This is a genomic window from Bacillus pseudomycoides DSM 12442 (assembly GCF_000161455.1).
Taxonomy (GTDB): Bacteria; Bacillota; Bacilli; order Bacillales; family Bacillaceae_G; genus Bacillus_A; species Bacillus_A pseudomycoides.
The window spans coordinates 3,782,274-3,801,109 of the sequence record NZ_CM000745.1 but is presented as its reverse complement, the minus strand read 5'-3'; the positions used below and the strand labels follow the sequence as shown (position 1 = coordinate 3,801,109).

General features: G+C 36.4%; 16 protein-coding genes and 2 tRNA genes. 15 read left to right on the top strand and 3 right to left on the bottom strand.

Going from position 1 to position 18,836, the window contains the following annotated elements; genetic code table 11:
- Position 1: 1 nt before the first annotated feature.
- The 3 genes from BPMYX0001_RS19300 to BPMYX0001_RS19290 are packed head-to-tail and all read left to right on the top strand — an operon-like array spanning position 2 to position 5,737.
- Positions 2–829 carry a carbohydrate ABC transporter permease gene (locus BPMYX0001_RS19300; RefSeq protein ID WP_018764405.1) on the top strand — a complete coding sequence of 276 codons (828 nt, stop codon included), beginning with the start codon at positions 2–4 and terminating at the stop codon, positions 827–829.
- A 49-nt stretch (positions 830–878) separates the two neighbouring features.
- Entirely contained in the window at positions 879–3,965 is a 3,087-nt protein-coding gene (lacZ, locus tag BPMYX0001_RS19295; protein ID WP_033799124.1) for a beta-galactosidase, LacZ type, read from the top strand.
- Between the two features lie 50 nt (positions 3,966–4,015).
- Complete coding sequence (locus tag BPMYX0001_RS19290; RefSeq protein WP_006096084.1) at positions 4,016–5,737, top strand: amylo-alpha-1,6-glucosidase; 1,722 nt, start codon at positions 4,016–4,018, stop codon at positions 5,735–5,737.
- A gap of 32 nt (positions 5,738–5,769) precedes the next feature.
- Here BPMYX0001_RS19290 and BPMYX0001_RS19285 read toward each other — a convergent pair whose 3' ends face one another.
- Positions 5,770–5,955 (bottom strand): PspC domain-containing protein, encoded by a 186-nt coding sequence (locus tag BPMYX0001_RS19285; protein WP_003200751.1) that lies wholly within the window; start codon positions 5,953–5,955, stop codon positions 5,770–5,772.
- 203 nt (positions 5,956–6,158) lie between these two features.
- Positions 6,159–7,982, bottom strand: a complete 1,824-nt coding sequence (locus BPMYX0001_RS19280) for an APC family permease (protein ID WP_018764402.1) — start codon at positions 7,980–7,982, stop codon at positions 6,159–6,161.
- 321 nt (positions 7,983–8,303) lie between these two features.
- Between BPMYX0001_RS19280 and gerE the strand changes: the two genes are divergently transcribed.
- The 8 genes from gerE to BPMYX0001_RS19240 all read left to right on the top strand — a co-directional run bounded on the left by gerE (position 8,304) and on the right by BPMYX0001_RS19240 (position 12,999).
- Positions 8,304–8,528 (top strand): spore germination transcription factor GerE, encoded by a 225-nt coding sequence (gerE, locus tag BPMYX0001_RS19275; protein ID WP_000659494.1) that lies wholly within the window; start codon positions 8,304–8,306, stop codon positions 8,526–8,528.
- Positions 8,529–8,718: 190 nt separating this feature from the next.
- Positions 8,719–9,534: a glutamate racemase gene (racE, locus tag BPMYX0001_RS19270; protein ID WP_003208646.1), complete on the top strand. Its 816-nt coding sequence runs from the start codon at positions 8,719–8,721 to the stop codon at positions 9,532–9,534.
- 151 nt (positions 9,535–9,685) lie between these two features.
- On the top strand, positions 9,686–10,732 hold the full coding sequence (locus BPMYX0001_RS19265; RefSeq protein ID WP_006096082.1) for a GerMN domain-containing protein: 1,047 nt from the start codon (positions 9,686–9,688) through the stop codon (positions 10,730–10,732).
- Between the two features lie 136 nt (positions 10,733–10,868).
- Positions 10,869–11,606: a ribonuclease PH gene (gene rph, locus BPMYX0001_RS19260; RefSeq protein WP_003200759.1), complete on the top strand. Its 738-nt coding sequence runs from the start codon at positions 10,869–10,871 to the stop codon at positions 11,604–11,606.
- 11 nt (positions 11,607–11,617) lie between these two features.
- On the top strand, positions 11,618–12,229 hold the full coding sequence (locus BPMYX0001_RS19255; protein WP_033799123.1) for an XTP/dITP diphosphatase: 612 nt from the start codon (positions 11,618–11,620) through the stop codon (positions 12,227–12,229).
- Between the two features lie 13 nt (positions 12,230–12,242).
- Entirely contained in the window at positions 12,243–12,749 is a 507-nt protein-coding gene (locus BPMYX0001_RS19250) for a metallophosphoesterase (RefSeq protein WP_003200763.1), read from the top strand.
- Positions 12,750–12,850: 101 nt separating this feature from the next.
- A tRNA-Gly gene (locus tag BPMYX0001_RS19245) sits at positions 12,851–12,924 on the top strand.
- Between the two features lies 1 nt (position 12,925).
- Positions 12,926–12,999, top strand: a tRNA-Arg gene (locus BPMYX0001_RS19240).
- A gap of 52 nt (positions 13,000–13,051) precedes the next feature.
- Here BPMYX0001_RS19240 and BPMYX0001_RS19235 read toward each other — a convergent pair.
- Positions 13,052–13,666 (bottom strand): PH domain-containing protein, encoded by a 615-nt coding sequence (locus BPMYX0001_RS19235; RefSeq protein WP_003200781.1) that lies wholly within the window; start codon positions 13,664–13,666, stop codon positions 13,052–13,054.
- A 520-nt stretch (positions 13,667–14,186) separates the two neighbouring features.
- Here BPMYX0001_RS19235 and BPMYX0001_RS19230 point away from each other — a divergent pair.
- From BPMYX0001_RS19230 to clpX, 4 genes are all read left to right on the top strand, one after another.
- Positions 14,187–14,435, top strand: a complete 249-nt coding sequence (locus BPMYX0001_RS19230) for a hypothetical protein (RefSeq protein WP_018764400.1) — start codon at positions 14,187–14,189, stop codon at positions 14,433–14,435.
- A gap of 198 nt (positions 14,436–14,633) precedes the next feature.
- Positions 14,634–15,632 carry a hypothetical protein gene (locus BPMYX0001_RS19225; protein WP_006096080.1) on the top strand — a complete coding sequence of 333 codons (999 nt, stop codon included), beginning with the start codon at positions 14,634–14,636 and terminating at the stop codon, positions 15,630–15,632.
- Positions 15,633–15,965: 333 nt separating this feature from the next.
- The gene (tig, locus tag BPMYX0001_RS19220) at positions 15,966–17,249 is read left to right on the top strand and encodes a trigger factor (RefSeq protein ID WP_003200787.1); all 1,284 of its coding nucleotides are present in this window, start codon (positions 15,966–15,968) and stop codon (positions 17,247–17,249) included.
- 269 nt (positions 17,250–17,518) lie between these two features.
- On the top strand, positions 17,519–18,778 hold the full coding sequence (gene clpX / locus BPMYX0001_RS19215; RefSeq protein WP_018764399.1) for an ATP-dependent protease ATP-binding subunit ClpX: 1,260 nt from the start codon (positions 17,519–17,521) through the stop codon (positions 18,776–18,778).
- Positions 18,779–18,836 lie beyond the last annotated feature (58 nt).

Here is an 18,836-nt window from a genome sequence, read left to right as displayed (position 1 = left end):
TGTGAGAACGAAGAAGCGCATACATCGAATTGTAGTGTACGCACTATTAATAGGTTTTTCCATTTTATTTTTATTGCCCTTCTTTTGGATGATTACAACATCTGTGAAATCACCAGAAGAATTATATTTATATCCGCCAAAGTGGATTCCATCTGAGTTTAAATTTAGTAATTTTGCAAAGGCGTGGACGAGTCAACCATTTAATACTTTTTTATGGAATTCAATTGTTGTAACAGTATTTTCAACAATCGGACAGTTAATATCATCTTCTTTAGTAGCATACGGTTTTGCACGTTTTAAATTTAAAGGACGGGATATTTTGTTCATGATTGTGCTAGCGACGATGATGATTCCGTGGGAAGTAACGATGATTCCGCTTTATATGGAATTTAATGCTCTCGGCTGGATTAATACGTTAAAATCTTTAATTATTCCATCTTGGTTTGGCGGTGCGTTTTTTATCTTTTTAATGAGACAATTTATTATGTCTGTTCCAAAGGAGCTAGATGAGGCTGCAAGGATGGATGGTGCGAACGCTTTTCAAGTTTACTACCGTATTTATTTACCGATTATGAAACCGATTTTAATTCTTGTTGCTGTTTTTAATATTTTAGGATGTTGGAACGATTATCTAGGACCGCTTATTTTCTTAAATGACCAAAGCAAATATACATTAACGCTAGGTTTAGCACAGTTTAAAGGTATGTTTGGCGTTGATATGGAAGGGATTATGGCGGTGACATTGTTAATTAGTATTGTACCTCTTGCACTCTTCTTTTTCGCACAACGCTATATTGTGGAAGAGTCGGGGCATACGGGCCTTAAATAATAGAGCGTAGAAATGATGTGGCAAAGTGAATGCAAAAAGGAGGATCGATATGGGACATAACATGTTAGAGGACTTAGAAAATGTTCAAGTAACAGGGCGGAATCGCATGGAGGGAAGAGCACATTTTATTCCATTTCAAACTGAACAAGCGGCTCTATCTTTTACGCGTGAAAGCTCTTCTTATTACAAATTGCTGAATGGAATGTGGAAGTTTTTGTACTTAGAATCCCCAAAGCAACTTCCAAAGAATTTTTTCATAAGTGAATTTGATTGTAGTGAATGGGATACGATTCATGTACCTGGGCATTGGCAATTGCAAGGATACGGAAAGCCGCATTATACCGATTTATATTATCCGTTTCCGGTTCAGCCACCCCATGTTCCATTTGAAAATCAAGTGGGTTGTTATAAAAATGAATTTTATATACCAGAAAGTTGGAACGGAGGATGTATTCGTATTCGATTTGAAGGTGTGGATAGTGCCTTTCGTTTATGGATAAATGGAGAAGAAGTGGGATATAGCCAAGGAAGTCGTTTGACGGCAGAGTTTGATATTACATCGTTTGTTCATACCGGAAAGAATACGATGACAGTATGTGTGTATAGATGGTGTGATGGATCTTATATAGAAGATCAAGATATGTGGTGGTTAAGTGGTATTTTTCGTGATGTGTACATTGTGCATGAACCTGCTGTACATATTTATGATATGACGTTATGTACAACGCTTGATGAAAATTATGAAAATGGTGTATTACAACTAAGTACAAAGATTTGCAACGAACAATTACTGAATAAAAATTATGTACTAGAGTATAAGTTTTGTAATAAGAATGGGGAAGTATTAGATCAACATACATCGTATTTGGACTTACAGGGGAAAAGGGTTATAGATGATACACATTCGTTTTCTGTCAAAAAGCCGCAGAAATGGTCCGCAGAAGACCCGTATTTGTATATTGTATTGTTCACGATTCGAAACGAAAATAGTGAAGTTGTAGAAGTGATTTCACAGAAGATCGGTTTCCGGATGATTGAGATGAAGGATAGAAATCTTCTTGTCAATGGTATTCCCATTATATTTAAAGGGGTGAATCGTCACGATCACGACCCGGATACAGGAAGATATGTCACATATGAAACAATGAAACAAGATGTAATGCTTATGAAACAGCATAATATTAATGCGGTGCGAACGGCACATTATCCGAATGATCCACGTTTTTATGATCTATGCGATGAATATGGTTTATATGTAATTGATGAGGCTGATTTGGAATGCCATGGATTTGAGTTAATTGGTAATGCAAACGTATTAAGTGACGATCCTGAATGGGAAAATGCTTATGTAGATCGTGTGGAACGTATGGTGCGTCGAGATCGCAATCATTCTTCAATTATTATGTGGTCACTCGGAAATGAATCTGGGTTCGGTTGTAATTTTATTGCAATGGCGAATAAGTGTAGGGAATTGGACCAATCAAGAATCATTCATTACGAAGGGGATCGAGAAACGAAAGTCGCTGATATTTTTAGTACAATGTATTCTTCAGTCGAAAAGATTATTGGTTATGCAGAAGAAGAAAAGTGGGAAAAACCTCATATTTTATGTGAGTATGCTCATGCGATGGGAAATGGACCAGGCGGATTAAAAGAATATTGGGAAGCGATTTATAGTTATAAAAGATTACAAGGTGGCTTTGTTTGGGAATGGATTGATCACGGATTACGTCAAGTGAATGAAAATGGAGAAGAGTACTTTGCATATGGAGGTAACTTTGGAGATACTCCTCATAATAGTAATTTCTGCATTGATGGACTACTCTTGCCAGATCGAACGCCATCGCCAGCTTTGTTGCAATATAAGAAAATAATTGAACCTATTAAAGTAGGAGAGATAGACATACGAAGTGGTAGGATTTCGATACAAAATATATATGATTTTCGCTCATTGAAAGGCTATCGTGTGCAGTGGGCTGTCAAAAAAGAAGGAAAAGTAATTGCGAGTGATTCTATAGATGCCCCGCCTTTGTTACCGAAAGAGAGTTGTGAGATTCAGTTGCTCTTTAAAGATGAAATAGCCCTTCATACAGAGGCGGATTGCTATGTAACAGTATCGATTGTATTAGGAGCAGATACAGATTGGGGAGTAGCAGGACATGAAATAGCTTGGGAACAATTTTGTATTCCAGCTCTGAAAAAGATAAGAAGAAAAAGAGATTCGAAGTTATATGAGCCAGTAACTTTACATGAAACAAAGGAGGAAATTCGTGTTGCTGGTGAAAGTTTTGCTATTTCTTTTCACCCTGTAACAGGGCGTATAAAAGACTGGACCTTTAAAGGGCAATCACTTATGGAAGAAGGGCCTGAATTAAATATTTGGCGGGCAACAATTGATAATGATATGTATGTAGTTGAAAAATGGAAAGAACAATATGTACACCTTGTGAAACATGACGTAGCGAGTATAGAAGCTGTACAACTTGAAAATGGAAATGTTGAAGTTGTTGTGAAAGGATGTATTTCCCCGCTTGTCGTGAATTGGAAAATTGCTTTTACTTATACGTATGAAATTGAAAGAAGCGGAGCTATGAAAATAGAGACAAAGTTGAATCCAAGCGGTACTTTACCAGAGATGCTTCCGCGAATTGGGCTCGAAATGCGTCTGCCAAAACAATATCAAAATGTAAGTTGGTTTGGACGTGGACCAGGAGAATCATATGTGGATAGTAAAGAAGCGAACAAAATAGATTTGTATGAAATGACTGTAAAGGATTTATTTTTCCCGTATGTTTTTCCGCAAGAGACGGGGAATCGAACAGATGTAAAGTGGGTTTCGTTATATGATCAATATCATGTTGGATTTGTTGCGCATAGTACGCAAGATTTTAATTTTAGCGCCTTGCCTTACACGACAGAAGATTTAGAGAAAGCAGAGCATTTATATGAATTACAAGAAAGGGAGTTTGTTACGTTCCATCTAGATTATAAGCAAAATGGTTTAGGAAGCGCGAGTTGTGGGCCGGCTCAGCTTCCGGAGTATCAGTTGAAGCCGGAGCCATGCCAGTTTGAAGTGTACATTGTTCCTTTTAATGGGGATCATAAACGAGCTTTTGAAATCGTAAAAGAATCTTAAATTACAAGAGAGCCCTTCTATTGTTAGGGCTCTTTCCTAGGGGGATATAAATGTTTGATTTACAACAAGTTCCATTTAGTCGTTACGGTTCTTTTTTAGTTATTTCTTTAAACTATGATAACGGATTACTGATTCGAAACATTCGCGGTGGTGACGACGATTTTGGTGAAGTGTTTAAAATAGAGGTATTAAATCGGAAAGGAGAGGTTTTACCATGTGAAACAAAGATGTCGCCATCTTTACTAACGCTCCAAACTGTAGAAGGTGATGTGAAGATTTGTTTCTCTCATTCTGATACAATTCGTTTTTATTCGGATCGATTGCAGCTACGTTTTATTGGGATTACAAGTTCGTATGATTACTGTATTCCAAGTGCACAAGGTGGGTGGGAAATTAATAGCTTTTCAAAAGAAATAAGATTTCATTTATCTGCTATAGAAGGGGTTATGCATATGGATGCCCCGTTTGAAGAACTTCGTTGTAAACATATTATTGTTGATATTTATGCACAAGATGAAGGATCAGGGATTGATGTGGAACTAACGGAATACAAAACAGTATTGCAGAAGCCGAAGGAGACGAAGACATTCGCGGAGGCGGTGGATGCTGCTGAAGCGGATTTTGTAAATTGGTTACGTCATACATTGGCTGTCCCGAAAGACTTATTGAAAGGAAGAGAGTTAGCGGCTTATATTACATGGTCTTGTATGGTAGAAGCGGAAGGGTATTTACCGAGAAAAGCGATGTATATGTCAAAAAACTGGATGACAAATATATGGAGTTGGGATCATTGTTTTAATGCGATGGCATTAGCGATACATCAGCCGACAGTGGCGTGGGATCAATTTATGATTTTCTTTGATAAGCAAGATGAGTGCGGTGTATTACCGGATTATATTAACGATAAAAGTGGGCTATGGAATTGCTGTAAACCACCTATTCATGGGTGGACGCTGAAATGGATGATGGAACATACAGATTTTATAACAGAAGGGCATTTACAAGAAGTGTATGAACCGTTATGCAAATGGACGGATTGGTGGTTTACATATCGAGATGATGATGGGGATGGGGTTCCTCAATATAATCATGGGAATGATAGCGGTTGGGATAATAGTACGATTTTTCACCGTGGTGCCCCTATTGAGAGTCCGGACTTAAGCTCATTTCTTATTTTACAAATGGAGGTATTATCGGAGGTCGCAGAGAAGCTTGGATTTGAAGAAGAAGCAAAGCGATGGGAAGCGCGAGCAAATACAACGCTCAATCGTATGATTCAACATTGTTGGAGAGAAAAGCGTTTTATTGCCCCGCAATCTGGGAATCATTCATATGAAGTATCAGATAGTCTTGTGTTATATATTCCTCTCATTTTAGGAAAAAGGTTACCTGAAGAAATCATTGAAAGCTTACTTGTAGAATTGAAAAAAGAAAATCACTTTTTGACAAAGTATGGTTTTGCAACAGAGAGTATAAGGAGTCCATATTATCGTGATGATGGATATTGGCGCGGACCAATTTGGGCACCGACAACATTTATTATGACTGAGGCTTTACAAGCAGTTGGCAAAAATGAATTTGCAAAGGATATTGCTGTTCGTTTTTGTAGGATGGCAAATAAAAGTGGGATGGCTGAAAATTTTCATGCACAAACCGGGCAAGGATTGCGTGATTTAGCGTTTACATGGACTTCTAGTGTGTTTCTTATTTTAGCAAATAAGTATTTGTTAACACAAAAAGAAAGTATGCTCTATCAAAAAGTGACAAGATGAAAGAAAGGCACCGATTGGGCACCGGTGCCTTTTTAGTAAGAACGTGGCATAAGCAACAAACAAACAAGATAGACTAAAAAACCTGTTCCGAAGCATAGAATCGCAATAACCCAAAGTATGCGAATCATACTAACGCTTATATCAAAATATTCTCCTAAACCACCGCATACACCAAATAAAACTTTATCAGTTTCAGATCTACGTAACTTTTTTTCCATTATAAACCCCTCTCTTTTTTAATCACCATTTTGTTTCTTTTATGTATTGGTGATTCTTTATACTTTTATCTTACATGGAAAAGAATATGTAAACTATCGAATTATATTACATTTTTCTGAAAGAAGATTACAGTTTTGTAAGGCAGTTGTACACATAAAAGAAAGGAGAGGATAGCCTCCTTTCTTTTATGTGTATATTGCTTTTATTTTCGGAAACGGTAAGGAACTGTTGTGACTATAACATTTTTCTTATATAGAAGATAGACACGTAGTAATACACTCGATTGGTTGTGTAAAAAGTTATGCCAGTTCTTTTTTGTAATAAATTGCGGAATTAAAACGGTAACGAAACGATTCTTTTCTTGCGCCTTATGCTGAATAATTGTAATTAATTTTGCGATAGGACGCATTAAGCTTCGGTAAGATGAGATAAAGGTAACGAGACGAATATTCGGTTGCCATTCTTTCCATTTTTCCTGCATACGTAGTTCGCTTTCTTTATCAAAAGCTACATACACAGCGATAACTTGATCGCTAATTGTTTCTGCGTAATTGATGGATTGTTCGACTACTTTTGTAATACCAGCGACGGGAACAATTACGACGTTACCAGTTACTTTTTCAGGAATTTCATTAAAATTGATGCGCAACTGTTCTCCTACTGCAACATAGTGATTGTGGATGCGATGAAAGATGAAAACAATGATAGGTAAAAAGATAAGAATGGACCATACTTGCGCAAATTTTGTAATGAAAAAAATGAGAAGCACAGTTAATGAAATAAGAGCGCCTAATAAGTTTGTTAGTAACTTAGGCATCCATCCTTTTGGCTTTTCTCGTAACCATTTTATAATCATACCTGTTTGTGACAATGTAAAAGGAATGAATACCCCGACAGCATACAACGGGATTAATTGTTCGGTTTTACCTTGGAATGCAACGATTAAAAGCATAGAACTAATACCTAACGTAATGATTCCATTTGAATACCCTAAGCGATCTCCACGCATTAAATACATACGCGGCATATATTTATCTGATGCTAAATTAAATGCTAAAAGTGGAAATGCTGAAAAACCTGTGTTTGCAGCTAGTACTAAAATAAGCGCAGTTGTTCCTTGAATAAAGTAGTATACAAAATTCCTTCCAAATATATTTGAAGCAATTTGGGACACGACAGTGTCATTATGTTTCGGAGCAATTCCATACCAATAGGCTAAAAATGTAATACCCGTAAATAAAATAGCAAGAATCGTCCCCATGATAACTAATGTTTTTGCTGCATTTTTTGCAGCCGGTTCTTTAAAATTTGGAATTGCATTGGAAATTGCTTCTACCCCTGTTAAAGCGGAACAACCAGATGAAAAAGCCTTCAACAAGAAGAAGAGTGTAATGCCAGGCACGACTGTTCCAATCGGTGTATGTAAATGAGCGGGAGCTTGCCCAGAAAAAATTTTAAAAACACCAGCAATAATTAAAATAACAAGTGCAAAGGCAAAGAGATAGACAGGATAAGCTAGAATCGATGCTGACTCCGTTACGCCTCTTAGATTCAAAATTGTAATAAATAAAACAAGTATGACCGCGATTGGAACGGTGTATGTGTGCAAAGCCGGAAAAGCAGATGTAATAGCATCGGTTCCAGCTGAAACACTTACAGCTACAGTAAGAATATAATCAACAAGTAATGATCCTCCTGCAATAAGCCCAGCATTTGTGCCTAAGTTTGTTTTGGAAACAACATAAGCACCTCCGCCATGCGGATAAGAAAAAATAATTTGTCGGTATGATAAAATGAGCGCTGTCAATAAGATTAAAACGCCAATTGCGATCGGGATGGAATACCAGAAAGCAATCGCTCCAAATGCAGCTAATACAATTAAAATTTGTTCTGTTCCGTAAGCGACAGAAGAAAGGGCGTCAGAAGAAAGGATCGCGAGTGCCTTTAGTTTATTTAATTTTTGTTCCCCGAGTGCTGTTGACTTAAGTGGTCTACCGATTAAAAATCGTTTGAAGGCCGAAAACATAATGACACCACCAATACATAAAATTTTGCGTGCAAAGCGGATTGGTATGAACACATACATCCCTGTTTGGTAGTATTGGCTGTTTATTGATGAATCTTTCTGAAAAGAAAGAGGTAATAAATGGAGTTTGGGGATTTTCGCGCTTATTATTTGAAAAAGATTTTTTGGAAGTTCTTACATATATATAAATCATAAATAACGTGCCGAAATTAGCCCATTTTCATTCACCACCTGCACATTTTGTTCATACAATATCTTGACTAAATAAACACCCAACTTACACATATACAGCTCTGGCTTAAGCAAGGAGGGTTATACCAGTTGAAGGAAAAAGCATATCAATCTAAACCGTTACTCACAAAGAGAGAGAGAGAAGTCTTTGAATTATTGGTTCAAGATAAAACGACGAAAGAAATTGCAAGTGAACTATTTATTAGTGAAAAAACTGTACGCAACCACATATCAAATGCAATGCAAAAGCTAGGGGTTAAAGGACGTTCGCAAGCGGTTGTTGAGCTTCTTCGTATGGGGGAACTCGAATTATAATAGGTGAAGCCGACTTTTTATAAAAGGTCGGCTATTTTTCTGTCTTGCAAATTGCGAAGAAAAGGAGCAAAATAAAAAAGTCCTGGTCTATACAGGTACATATTTGGAAATCTATTAACAGGTATATTTTGGATCTGTAAAGATCTAAAGTATGTAAGATATAATGATATGCAAAAAAATAAGATGATGAATGAGAAAACGGGTGATTATGTTGAATAGAGCAATTGGTGTCATTGATTCGGGAGTAGGGGGATTAACGGTAGCGAAAGAGTTAATTCGTCAGCTGCCAAAAGAGCGTATTATATATTTAGGAGATACAGCACGTTGTCCTTATGGCCCGCGTTCTCGCGAGGAAGTGCGTCAATTCACATGGGAAATGACAGAGTATTTATTAGCACTTGATATTAAAATGCTAGTTATTGCTTGTAATACTGCAACTGCGGTCGTACTTGAAGAGATGCAAAAACAATTAAAAATTCCAGTAGTGGGTGTGATTCATCCTGGTTCGCGTACAGCTTTAAAAGTGACGAATACGTACCATGTTGGTATTATTGGAACAATTGGAACGGTGAAAAGTGGTGCGTATGAAGATGCGTTAAAGTCCATTAATAACCGCGTTATGGTAGAAAGCTTAGCGTGTCCGCCATTTGTTGAACTTGTTGAAAGTGGAAACTTTGAGAGTGAGATGGCGTATGAGGTTGTTAGAGAAACGTTGCAACCACTGAAAAATACTGAAATTGATACGCTGATTTTAGGATGTACACATTATCCGATTCTAGGCCCAGTTATTAAGCGGGTAATGGGAGATAAGGTGCAGTTAATTAGTTCTGGAGATGAAACAGCTCGTGAAGTAAGTACGATACTATATCATAGTAAAATGTTAAATGAAGGGGAAGAACAAAGCGACCATCTTTTCTTAACCACAGGAAAAATAGATTTATTCAAAGAAATTGCTTCTAAATGGTTTGGACAGCCGATTGAAAATGTAAAACATATTAATTTGTAAACAAGTTAATAATAGATTTGTATAAAAAACTTCTGAGAAATCAGGAGTTTTTTTGTTTAGTAAATTGTAAGATAAGTTGTTATTGCTTGTTCTAAAATGATAAAGAGCTCGTATACATATAGTACAAACTTAGATTTTAGGGGGAAATGGTATGCCTAAATCCACTTTTAAATGGCTTGTTTGTGTTACAGTAAGCGCAGCTTTATTATCAGGATGCGGTTTGTTAAATCAGGAGAAAGAAACAGAACAAATTGATCCACCGAAAAAAGTTGCGTATACAGATGGTGAGAAGAAAGAGACTGCTACAAAAGAAAAACAAGGGCAAACGAAGAAATATGATTTATACCTCGTTGATAAAAATGGTTATGTTGTACCGCAAACATTTGATTTACCTGCGCCCAAAGGGAATGCAGTTGTGAAGCAAACATTGGAATATCTTGTGAAGGATGGTCCTGTAACAAATATGTTGCCAAATGGATTTCAAGCGGTTCTTCCAGCGAATACAACGCTGTCAGTTGATGTGAAAAAAGATGGGACAGCAGTTGTTGATTTCTCAAAGGAAATAAAAAATTATAAAAAAGAAGAAGAGCGTCAAATCGTGGAATCTGTAGCATGGACATTGACGCAATTTAAAGAAATTAAGCAAGTCAAATTTCAGATGAACGGTAAAAATTTAGAAACGATGCCGGTTGCTGGTACACCGATTGGTGAAGGGGTTAGCCGTGCGGATGGAATTAACTTTGATGATGAGCAAGTGGCGGATGTAACGAATACGAAGCCGGTTACACTTTATTTCCTAGCGCGAAATAATAAAAAACAGTACTATGTGCCAGTAACACGCCGCGTGGCAGAAGGAAAGGAACATGAAGTAGCAACGGTTGTGAATGAGCTTGTTAAAGGACCGTCGGGTTCAGCTTTACTTAATGATTTTAATCCAGATGTAAAGCTCGTTAGTGAACCGAAAGTGCAAGATGGAAAGGTTACATTGAATTTCAATGAAAATATATATGTGAACAAAGGAAAAAGTATGATTTCAAATTATGTACTGCAATCACTCGTTCTATCTTTAACGGAAAAACAAGGTGTGAAAAATGTTTCTGTTGAAGTAAATGGAAAAGCAAATCTTGTTAACGAGAAGGGTGAGAAATTAACAAAACCTGTTGATCGTCCGCAAAACGTGAATACAGGTAGTTTTTAATCGTAAATAATTTGATATACTTATGTAGGAAAGGGGAATTTCTTTTTGAGTTCCCCTTCTTCTGTTGATATACATAATCATAAATTTAAAACGGGCTATACTAACAAGTAGCAGTTACTAGGTAGGGGGTTATTTTATGCGAGTAGATGGTAGACAAGCGGCAGAACTGCGCAATATACATCTTCATACAAATTATTTAAAACATCCAGAAGGGTCTGTACTAATTGAAGTTGGAGATACAAAGGTTATTTGTTCGGCAACGATTGAAGAACGTGTGCCACCATTTATGAGAGGCGAAGGAAAAGGGTGGGTAACAGCTGAATACGCCATGATTCCACGCGCAACAGAACAACGTACAATTCGTGAGTCCAGTAAAGGGAAAGTAACTGGTCGCACAATGGAAATTCAACGTTTAATTGGACGAGCATTACGTGCGGTTGTTGATTTGGAAGCACTTGGGGAAAGAACGGTTTGGATTGATTGTGATGTAATCCAGGCAGATGGAGGAACACGAACAGCGTCTATTACGGGTGCTTATGTCGCGATGGTGTTAGCATTTGAAAAGTTATTACAAGCAGAAAAAGTATCTAAAATTCCAGTAAAAGATTATTTAGCTGCAACATCCGTTGGAATTGTTGAAGACCAAGGTGTAGTTTTAGATCTAAACTATGCAGAAGATTCTCAAGCTGATGTTGATATGAACGTTATTATGACGGGGAAAGGCCATTTTGTTGAAGTGCAAGGAACTGGAGAAGAAGCAACATTTAGCCGTGCGGAGTTAAATGAATTACTTGATGCAGCTGAAAATGGGATTTTACAACTCATTGAAAAACAAAAAGAAGCATTAGGTGACATCGTATCTCATATAGAGTAGAGGTGGGAAATATGAAACATGTTGTTGTAGCAACGAAAAATATAGGGAAAGTACGTGAATTTGCCGAGCTATTTGAGAGATTTGACTTAGAAGTAAAATCTCTTCATGACTTCCCTAATATTGAAGAAGTCGAGGAAACTGGTGAAACATTTGAAGAAAATGCACTTTTGAAAGCGGACAGTTTATGTAAACAGTTAAATTCAATTGTTATTGCGGATGATTCAGGGCTAATTGTTGATGCGTTGAATGGAAATCCTGGTGTGCGCTCTGCTCGCTATGCTGGTGAGCAAAAAGATGATCAGGCAAATATCGATAAAGTTTTAACAGGATTAGATGGCGTTTCGATGGAAAAGCGTACAGCGCGTTTTTATTGTGCGTTAGCGGTTGCTTTTCCAGAAGAAAATAAAGAGTCGGTTATTGTAAATGGAACATGCGAAGGGAAAATTCTAGAGCAACGTCGTGGTGAAAATGGTTTCGGATATGATCCAATCTTTTATGTAGAAGAATACAAACGAGCAATGGCAGAGTTAACTTCAGATGAGAAAAATGAAATCAGTCACCGCGGGCGTGCTCTTCGAAAGTTGGAAGAAAAAATTTCAGCGTGGTTTTTAGAAGAAGAATAAGGGAGAGAGACCGATGAGAGCTTTAATTGTAAGCGATAGTCACGGTTCTACGAAAGAATTACAGCAATTAAAAGATACATATGAGGGAAATGTAGATGTTATGATTCATTGCGGTGATTCAGAACTAACGCCAGATCATCCAGATTTACGAGGGTTCCAAGTAGTAAAAGGGAATTGCGATCTATATAATGGTTTTGAAGAAGAAATCATTACTGATGTAGATGAAATGCGCTTTTTTGCTACACACGGTCATCGATACAATATTAAAATGACTTTGCAAACACTTTTATATCGTGCAAAAGAAGTGGGAGCGAATATTGTATGTTTTGGACATTCTCATATGTTGGGAGCGGAATTTATTGATGGTATTTTATTCATCAATCCAGGAAGCATTTTACTGCCACGTTCCCGTAAAGAAAAAACATTTACTTTGTTAGAAGTAAATGAAAAGGACATTGAAATTCGATTTGAAACATTAGCTGGAAAAGTTGTCGCACATAAAACTTTTCAAAGAGGATAAGAAAAATTATCCTCTTTGAAAAAAGGTGTTGACTTTATCTGCGTGTGCAAATATAATAAACCTTGTCGATAAGATATCAGACGGAAATGAAAACAAAATATGCGGGTGTAGTTTAGTGGTAAAACAAGAGCCTTCCAAGCTCTGGTCGAGAGTTCGATTCTCTTCACCCGCTCCATGTCCCAGTAGCTCAGCAGGATAGAGCAACGGCCTTCTAAGCCGTCGGTCGGGAGTTCGAATCTCTCCTGGGACGCTAAAAAAACCTTGTTATCTTTTGATGACAAGGTTTTTTGTTTATTCAAAAATTAATCGTTAATAAATTTTTCAAAAACAAACCCATAATCTTTCACGTTATATTGCTTCTTCGTATCCACAAGCCAATTAAACGCAATTTGATTCATTTCTTTAAATTGCTCTGCTAAATTAACTTGTGCATTCGTAATACGACTAAATGTGTTAGAAGCCATATCTAAACTTTTATGAGCATATTGTAATGTAATATCATTTTCGTATGAAATTTCCTCAATTTTGAGAAGAGCTTTATATAAGTCTTTTAATTCCTCGATATGTTTTTTATGAACGTCAATTGAGTAATATTCATCTCCCATATGGAATTTAATTTCTACATCTAAATCGATTGTACCAGCAGTTTCTAACGCTACATTTTTAATTTGATGTTTGCTGTAGCTGAAGCGGCGTAATGTACGTTTTTTACTTGCTGCACTCGTACCATCTAAGTGAATTAACCCTTTGTTTGTAAAACAATATTCATCTGATTTTGATTTAATTAGAAAATAAATTTTTTCTCCATCTTCATGCATCACATAATCATCAGCATCCACTTTATCATAATCTTTCGGTGTGATTACAGAACCTACATCGCTTAGCCCGAGAACATCAGCAGCTACTTTTTTGAACATATGGATCATCCCCTTTAATTTCTGGATTTTGAATTACATAAAAATATTTTAACATTTTTCAACAAGGGAATTAGGCTGTATTTAAAAATTTATAAGAAGGTGAAGGAGAGAAATATCTCGAATGTGATGTAATAAATAATTACAAAAGTGTTTCGTAAATCAATTAGTTTAAGAATAAATTCACCAAATAAGTACTAAGAAAAGAATGTTAATTTTGCAGACGATTATAGAGAACTCCCGTAAAACCACTTTCAATTATGTTAGGTGGTTTTTTTCTTTTGAAATCTTACAATTCTGTAAGGTAAGTGTAAGAAAGTTCGATGGTAACAAAATGCCAGTTCTTTATAATTAAGGTAACGAAGATGACACGAGGAGGAAGAAAAACATGAAAGGATTAGTCGTAACGGCTTTAACAGTAGCTTTCGGGTTTGTTGCATATGAGAAATTAACAGATGTAATTGAGGTTGTAAAACATTTAGTAGCATAGAGAGAATTGTTATGAGAGGGAAAGGGTAAATGAATGGAATGGTTACTCGGAATTATAGGTGTTTGTAGTGTTATATTATTGTCATTTGTCCCTAGCGGAATACTAAGTCCTACTACAAGTTTATTTTTTATGTGTTTACTTGCCTGCATTATGCTTATTATTATGTTTTTGATGAAACGAAGTAAGCCAATCTTCTTTTTTAGCATGGTTGTTGTTACAATTATTGTTCTCCAAATGATTACTCTTTTCGTATATCCTACAATTATAAAAGCTGCCCATTAATGAGGAAATCCTCTGCGTTATTTGCTGAGGGTTTTTTATATGTATAAAGAGGATTTTCTGATATGATTTTTTCGTTTTAATTATAAAAGTCGAATATTTTCATATTTCAAATAAATGTATTTGGAATGTTGTTTTCTTAACAGCCATTTGTTATATTTACTTTGAAGATATTTAAAATCTAAAAAAAGAGGCGGACGTATGGATAAAAAAGAAAATACGGTCGTATTGTTTCCGCAGTTGTCAGAGCGTTATATTGATCAAGGGTTTATGGCGCTGCGGGAGCGGAAGTTCGAAGATGCATTGCGCTGTTTTGAAATATTACGCCAGTATAATGGAGAAACAGAGCAAACAGAATTAGCTTCAGTTATTTGTTTATTAGAATTAAAGCGAATGGAAGAATCAAAAGACCGATGTGAGAAGTTGCTTGAAACAGGAACAGTCTTGTTTGGGGATATTCTTGAAACATACGTGACTATTTTAGTTCAAACAAATGATTATGTAGGTGTAATTGAGACTGTTGAAGAGGTTTTGCAGAAGAAAGAATTGACTGTAGAGCAAAGAGAAAAGTTAGCGCAGCTTGCCCAATTTGCGGAGAATATGCTAAATGGTGAGGGAACGACGCTAGTAGAATCAGATTTTGATCTGGAAGAATTTTCGAAAAAACTATTTGTAGAAAATTTTGGGCAGCAGCTACAGGTAATTCATGCTCTTTTAATTAAAAACCTCGAAAAAGCTTTGCCAGCTTTACGGAAATTTCTCGTTGATAGCACGCGACATCCATATTTAAAAACTTCTATTATATACAAAATGGTAGAGAAGCGTATGAAAGAAGAAATAGAAGTAGAGAAATTTGGCGAAAGAATAATGATTATTCCAGCTCATTTGGATCATAATGATGAGTACTCGAAGAAAGTTATACATATATTATCTAATCGTTTAGAAAGTGATAATCCAAATATGTTTGAGGCGATTATTACATATTGGAGAGAAATGCAAGCAAGTATTTTCCCGTTCCCATTACTAATAGATAAAGTAGAAGTATGGGCAGCGGTTTTAGAGCGAATCGGGAGAAAGCGTTTCGGATTGATCATCGATGAAGAGGAACTTATGGAGGCGTATAATATTACCGTTGAAGAGTTTCATATTGCCTATCAATGGTTTTTACGCGTGGAGAGAGAAGGGCATTTACCTGTATAATTATGAAAAAGAATCGTTCAGTTATTGAAACGAGAATATTCTATGTTATAATGTAAGGGTTGCAAAAGGCTGAATTATGCCTGCTTGTAAGAGGAGAGAAGTATAATTCTCTTACTTAATATGTTTCATATTATTCTCGAACAAAATATACCGTGTTTGTCTTATAGACAAATAATAGATTGAGAATCGCGTGTCTTAAGGCTTATTGCTAGAAGATTAGAAAGCTTAAATAAATTGGCTTTCATGCTTTTGTTGTTTCTAAAAAAGAAATAATGAAAATCTCAATCTGTAGAGGTATGTGCATACATTATTATAGTTGGAGGGAAAGAATAAATGGCTGCAAAATGGGAAAAATTAGAAGGTAACGTTGGCGTTTTAACAATCGAAGTTGATGCTAAAGAAGTAAACAACTCTATCGACGCTGCGTTCAAAAAAGTAGTAAAAACAATTAACGTACCTGGTTTCCGTAAAGGAAAAATGCCTCGTCCGTTATTCGAACAACGCTTTGGTATTGAATCTTTATACCAAGATGCTTTAGATATTATCTTACCAAAAGCATACGGTGAAGCAATCGATGAAACTGGTATCTTCCCAGTTGCTCATCCTGAAATCGACATCGAGAAGTTCGAGAAAAATGAAAACTTAATCTTCACTGCAAAAGTTACTGTAAAACCTGAAGTTAAATTAGGTGAATACAAAGGACTAGCAGTAGAAAAAGTTGAAACAACTGTAACTGACGAAGATGTAGAGAACGAATTACAATCTTTACAAGAGCGTCAAGCTGAACTAGTTGTTAAAGAAGAAGGTACTGCTGAAAACGGCGATACAGCTGTAATCGACTTTGAAGGTTTCGTTGATGGCGAAGCATTCGAAGGCGGAAAAGGCGAGAACTACTCTCTAGCAATCGGTTCTGGTACATTCATCCCAGGTTTTGAAGAGCAATTAATTGGTCTAAAAGCTGGCGAGTCAAAAGACGTTGAAGTATCATTCCCAGAAGAGTACCATGCAGAAGAACTTGCTGGTAAACCAGCAACATTTAAAGTGACAGTTCATGAAATTAAAGCAAAAGAACTTCCAGCTTTAGATGACGAGTTCGCTAAAGATGCAGACGAAGAAGTTGCAACTCTTGAAGAGTTAAAAGCAAAACTTCGTACAAACTTAGAAGAAGGCAAAAAGCACGAAGCTGAGCACAAAGTTCGTGACGAAGTAGTAGAAAAAGCTGCTGATAACGCTGAAATCGAAATTCCAGAAGCTATGATCGAAACTGAGTTAGATCGTATGATTCGTGAATTCGAACAACGCTTAAGCCAACAAGGTATGAACCTTGAGCTTTACTACCAATTCACAGGTACTGACGCTGACAAGTTAAAAGAACAAATGAAAGAAGATGCACAAAAACGTGTAAGAATCAACCTTGTTCTTGAAGCGATCATTGAAGCTGAAAACATCGAAGTTACTGAAGAAGAAGTAACTGCAGAAGTTGAAAAAATGGCTGCAATGTACAATATGCCAGTTGACGCTATCACACAAGCTCTTGGAAGCTTAGATGCTTTATCTGAAGACATTAAAGTTCGTAAAGCTGTAGACTTCTTAGTAGACAACAGCAAAGCTGCATAATAAAATAACAAGGCGCGATTTTGGATCGTGCCTTGTTTTATAAATATAGATATAAATATATTTATAAAACTTTTCGATGAAGAAGGAAATGATCCTTCTAAAGTCGAATATACATATTTCAAAAGTTTTAAAAATTTTTTATTTGTACATAACTAGTCATATTATTTGTATTTCTCGCCACGTAGTGACATAATATGTATTTACATACGATACATTTATCGTGTACATACGAAGGCAAGATATTAGCACTTTGTAAGGGGTGTGAAAATATGTTTAAATTTAATGATGAAAAAGGGCAATTAAAATGTTCTTTCTGTGGTAAAACACAAACGCAAGTCCGAAAGCTTGTTGCTGGTCCTGGTGTTTACATTTGTGATGAGTGCATTGAGCTTTGTACAGAGATTGTGCAAGAGGAGCTTGCGAAGGACGAAGAAGTAGAATTCAAAGATGTACCGAAACCGGTAGAAATTCGTGAAATCTTAGATGAGTATGTAATCGGACAAGATAATGCGAAGAAAGCATTAGCGGTAGCGGTATATAATCATTACAAACGCATCAATTCTAACAGCAAAATTGATGATGTAGAATTGGCGAAAAGTAATATCGCACTTATCGGGCCAACAGGTAGTGGTAAAACATTATTGGCACAAACATTAGCGCGTATTTTAAATGTTCCATTTGCAATCGCGGACGCAACATCTTTAACAGAAGCTGGATATGTAGGGGAAGATGTAGAAAACATCTTACTAAAACTTATTCAAGCAGCTGATTATGATGTAGAGAAAGCTGAAAAAGGAATCATTTATATTGATGAGATTGATAAAGTGGCGCGTAAGTCAGAAAATCCATCAATTACACGTGATGTATCTGGTGAGGGTGTACAGCAGGCCCTTCTGAAAATTTTAGAGGGTACTGTAGCAAGCGTTCCGCCTCAAGGTGGTCGTAAACATCCGCATCAAGAGTTTATTCAAATTGATACAACGAACATCTTATTCATTTGTGGTGGTGCGTTTGATGGTATTGAGCCAATTATTAAACGTCGCCTTGGTGAAAAAGTAATTGGATTTGGTTCAGAGAAGAAAAATGCTGATGTAAATGAAAAGCATGTTTTATCTCACGTATTACCAGAAGACCTTTTACGATTTGGTTTAATTCCAGAGTTTATTGGTCGTCTTCCGGTTATTGCGAACCTAGAACCACTTGATGAAGGTGCTCTTGTTGATATTTTAACAAAACCGAAAAATGCGCTTGTAAAACAGTTCCAAAAATTATTGGAGCTTGACGATGTTGAGTTGGAATTTGAAGAAGGAGCACTGATTGAAATTGCGAAAAAAGCAATTGAACGTAAAACAGGTGCTCGTGGACTTCGCTCTATTATTGAAGGCTTAATGCTAGATGTAATGTTCGAGCTTCCATCTCGTAAAGATATCGAGAAGTGTATTCTTTCAAAAGAAACAGTAGCAGACAATGCACCGCCAAAATTGGTGTTACAAGACGGTACTGTACTCGATACAAAAACATCTGCATAGTGTAAAAATGAAACAGCAATTTTTATAATTGCTGTTTCTTATTATGTTTAGCACTATT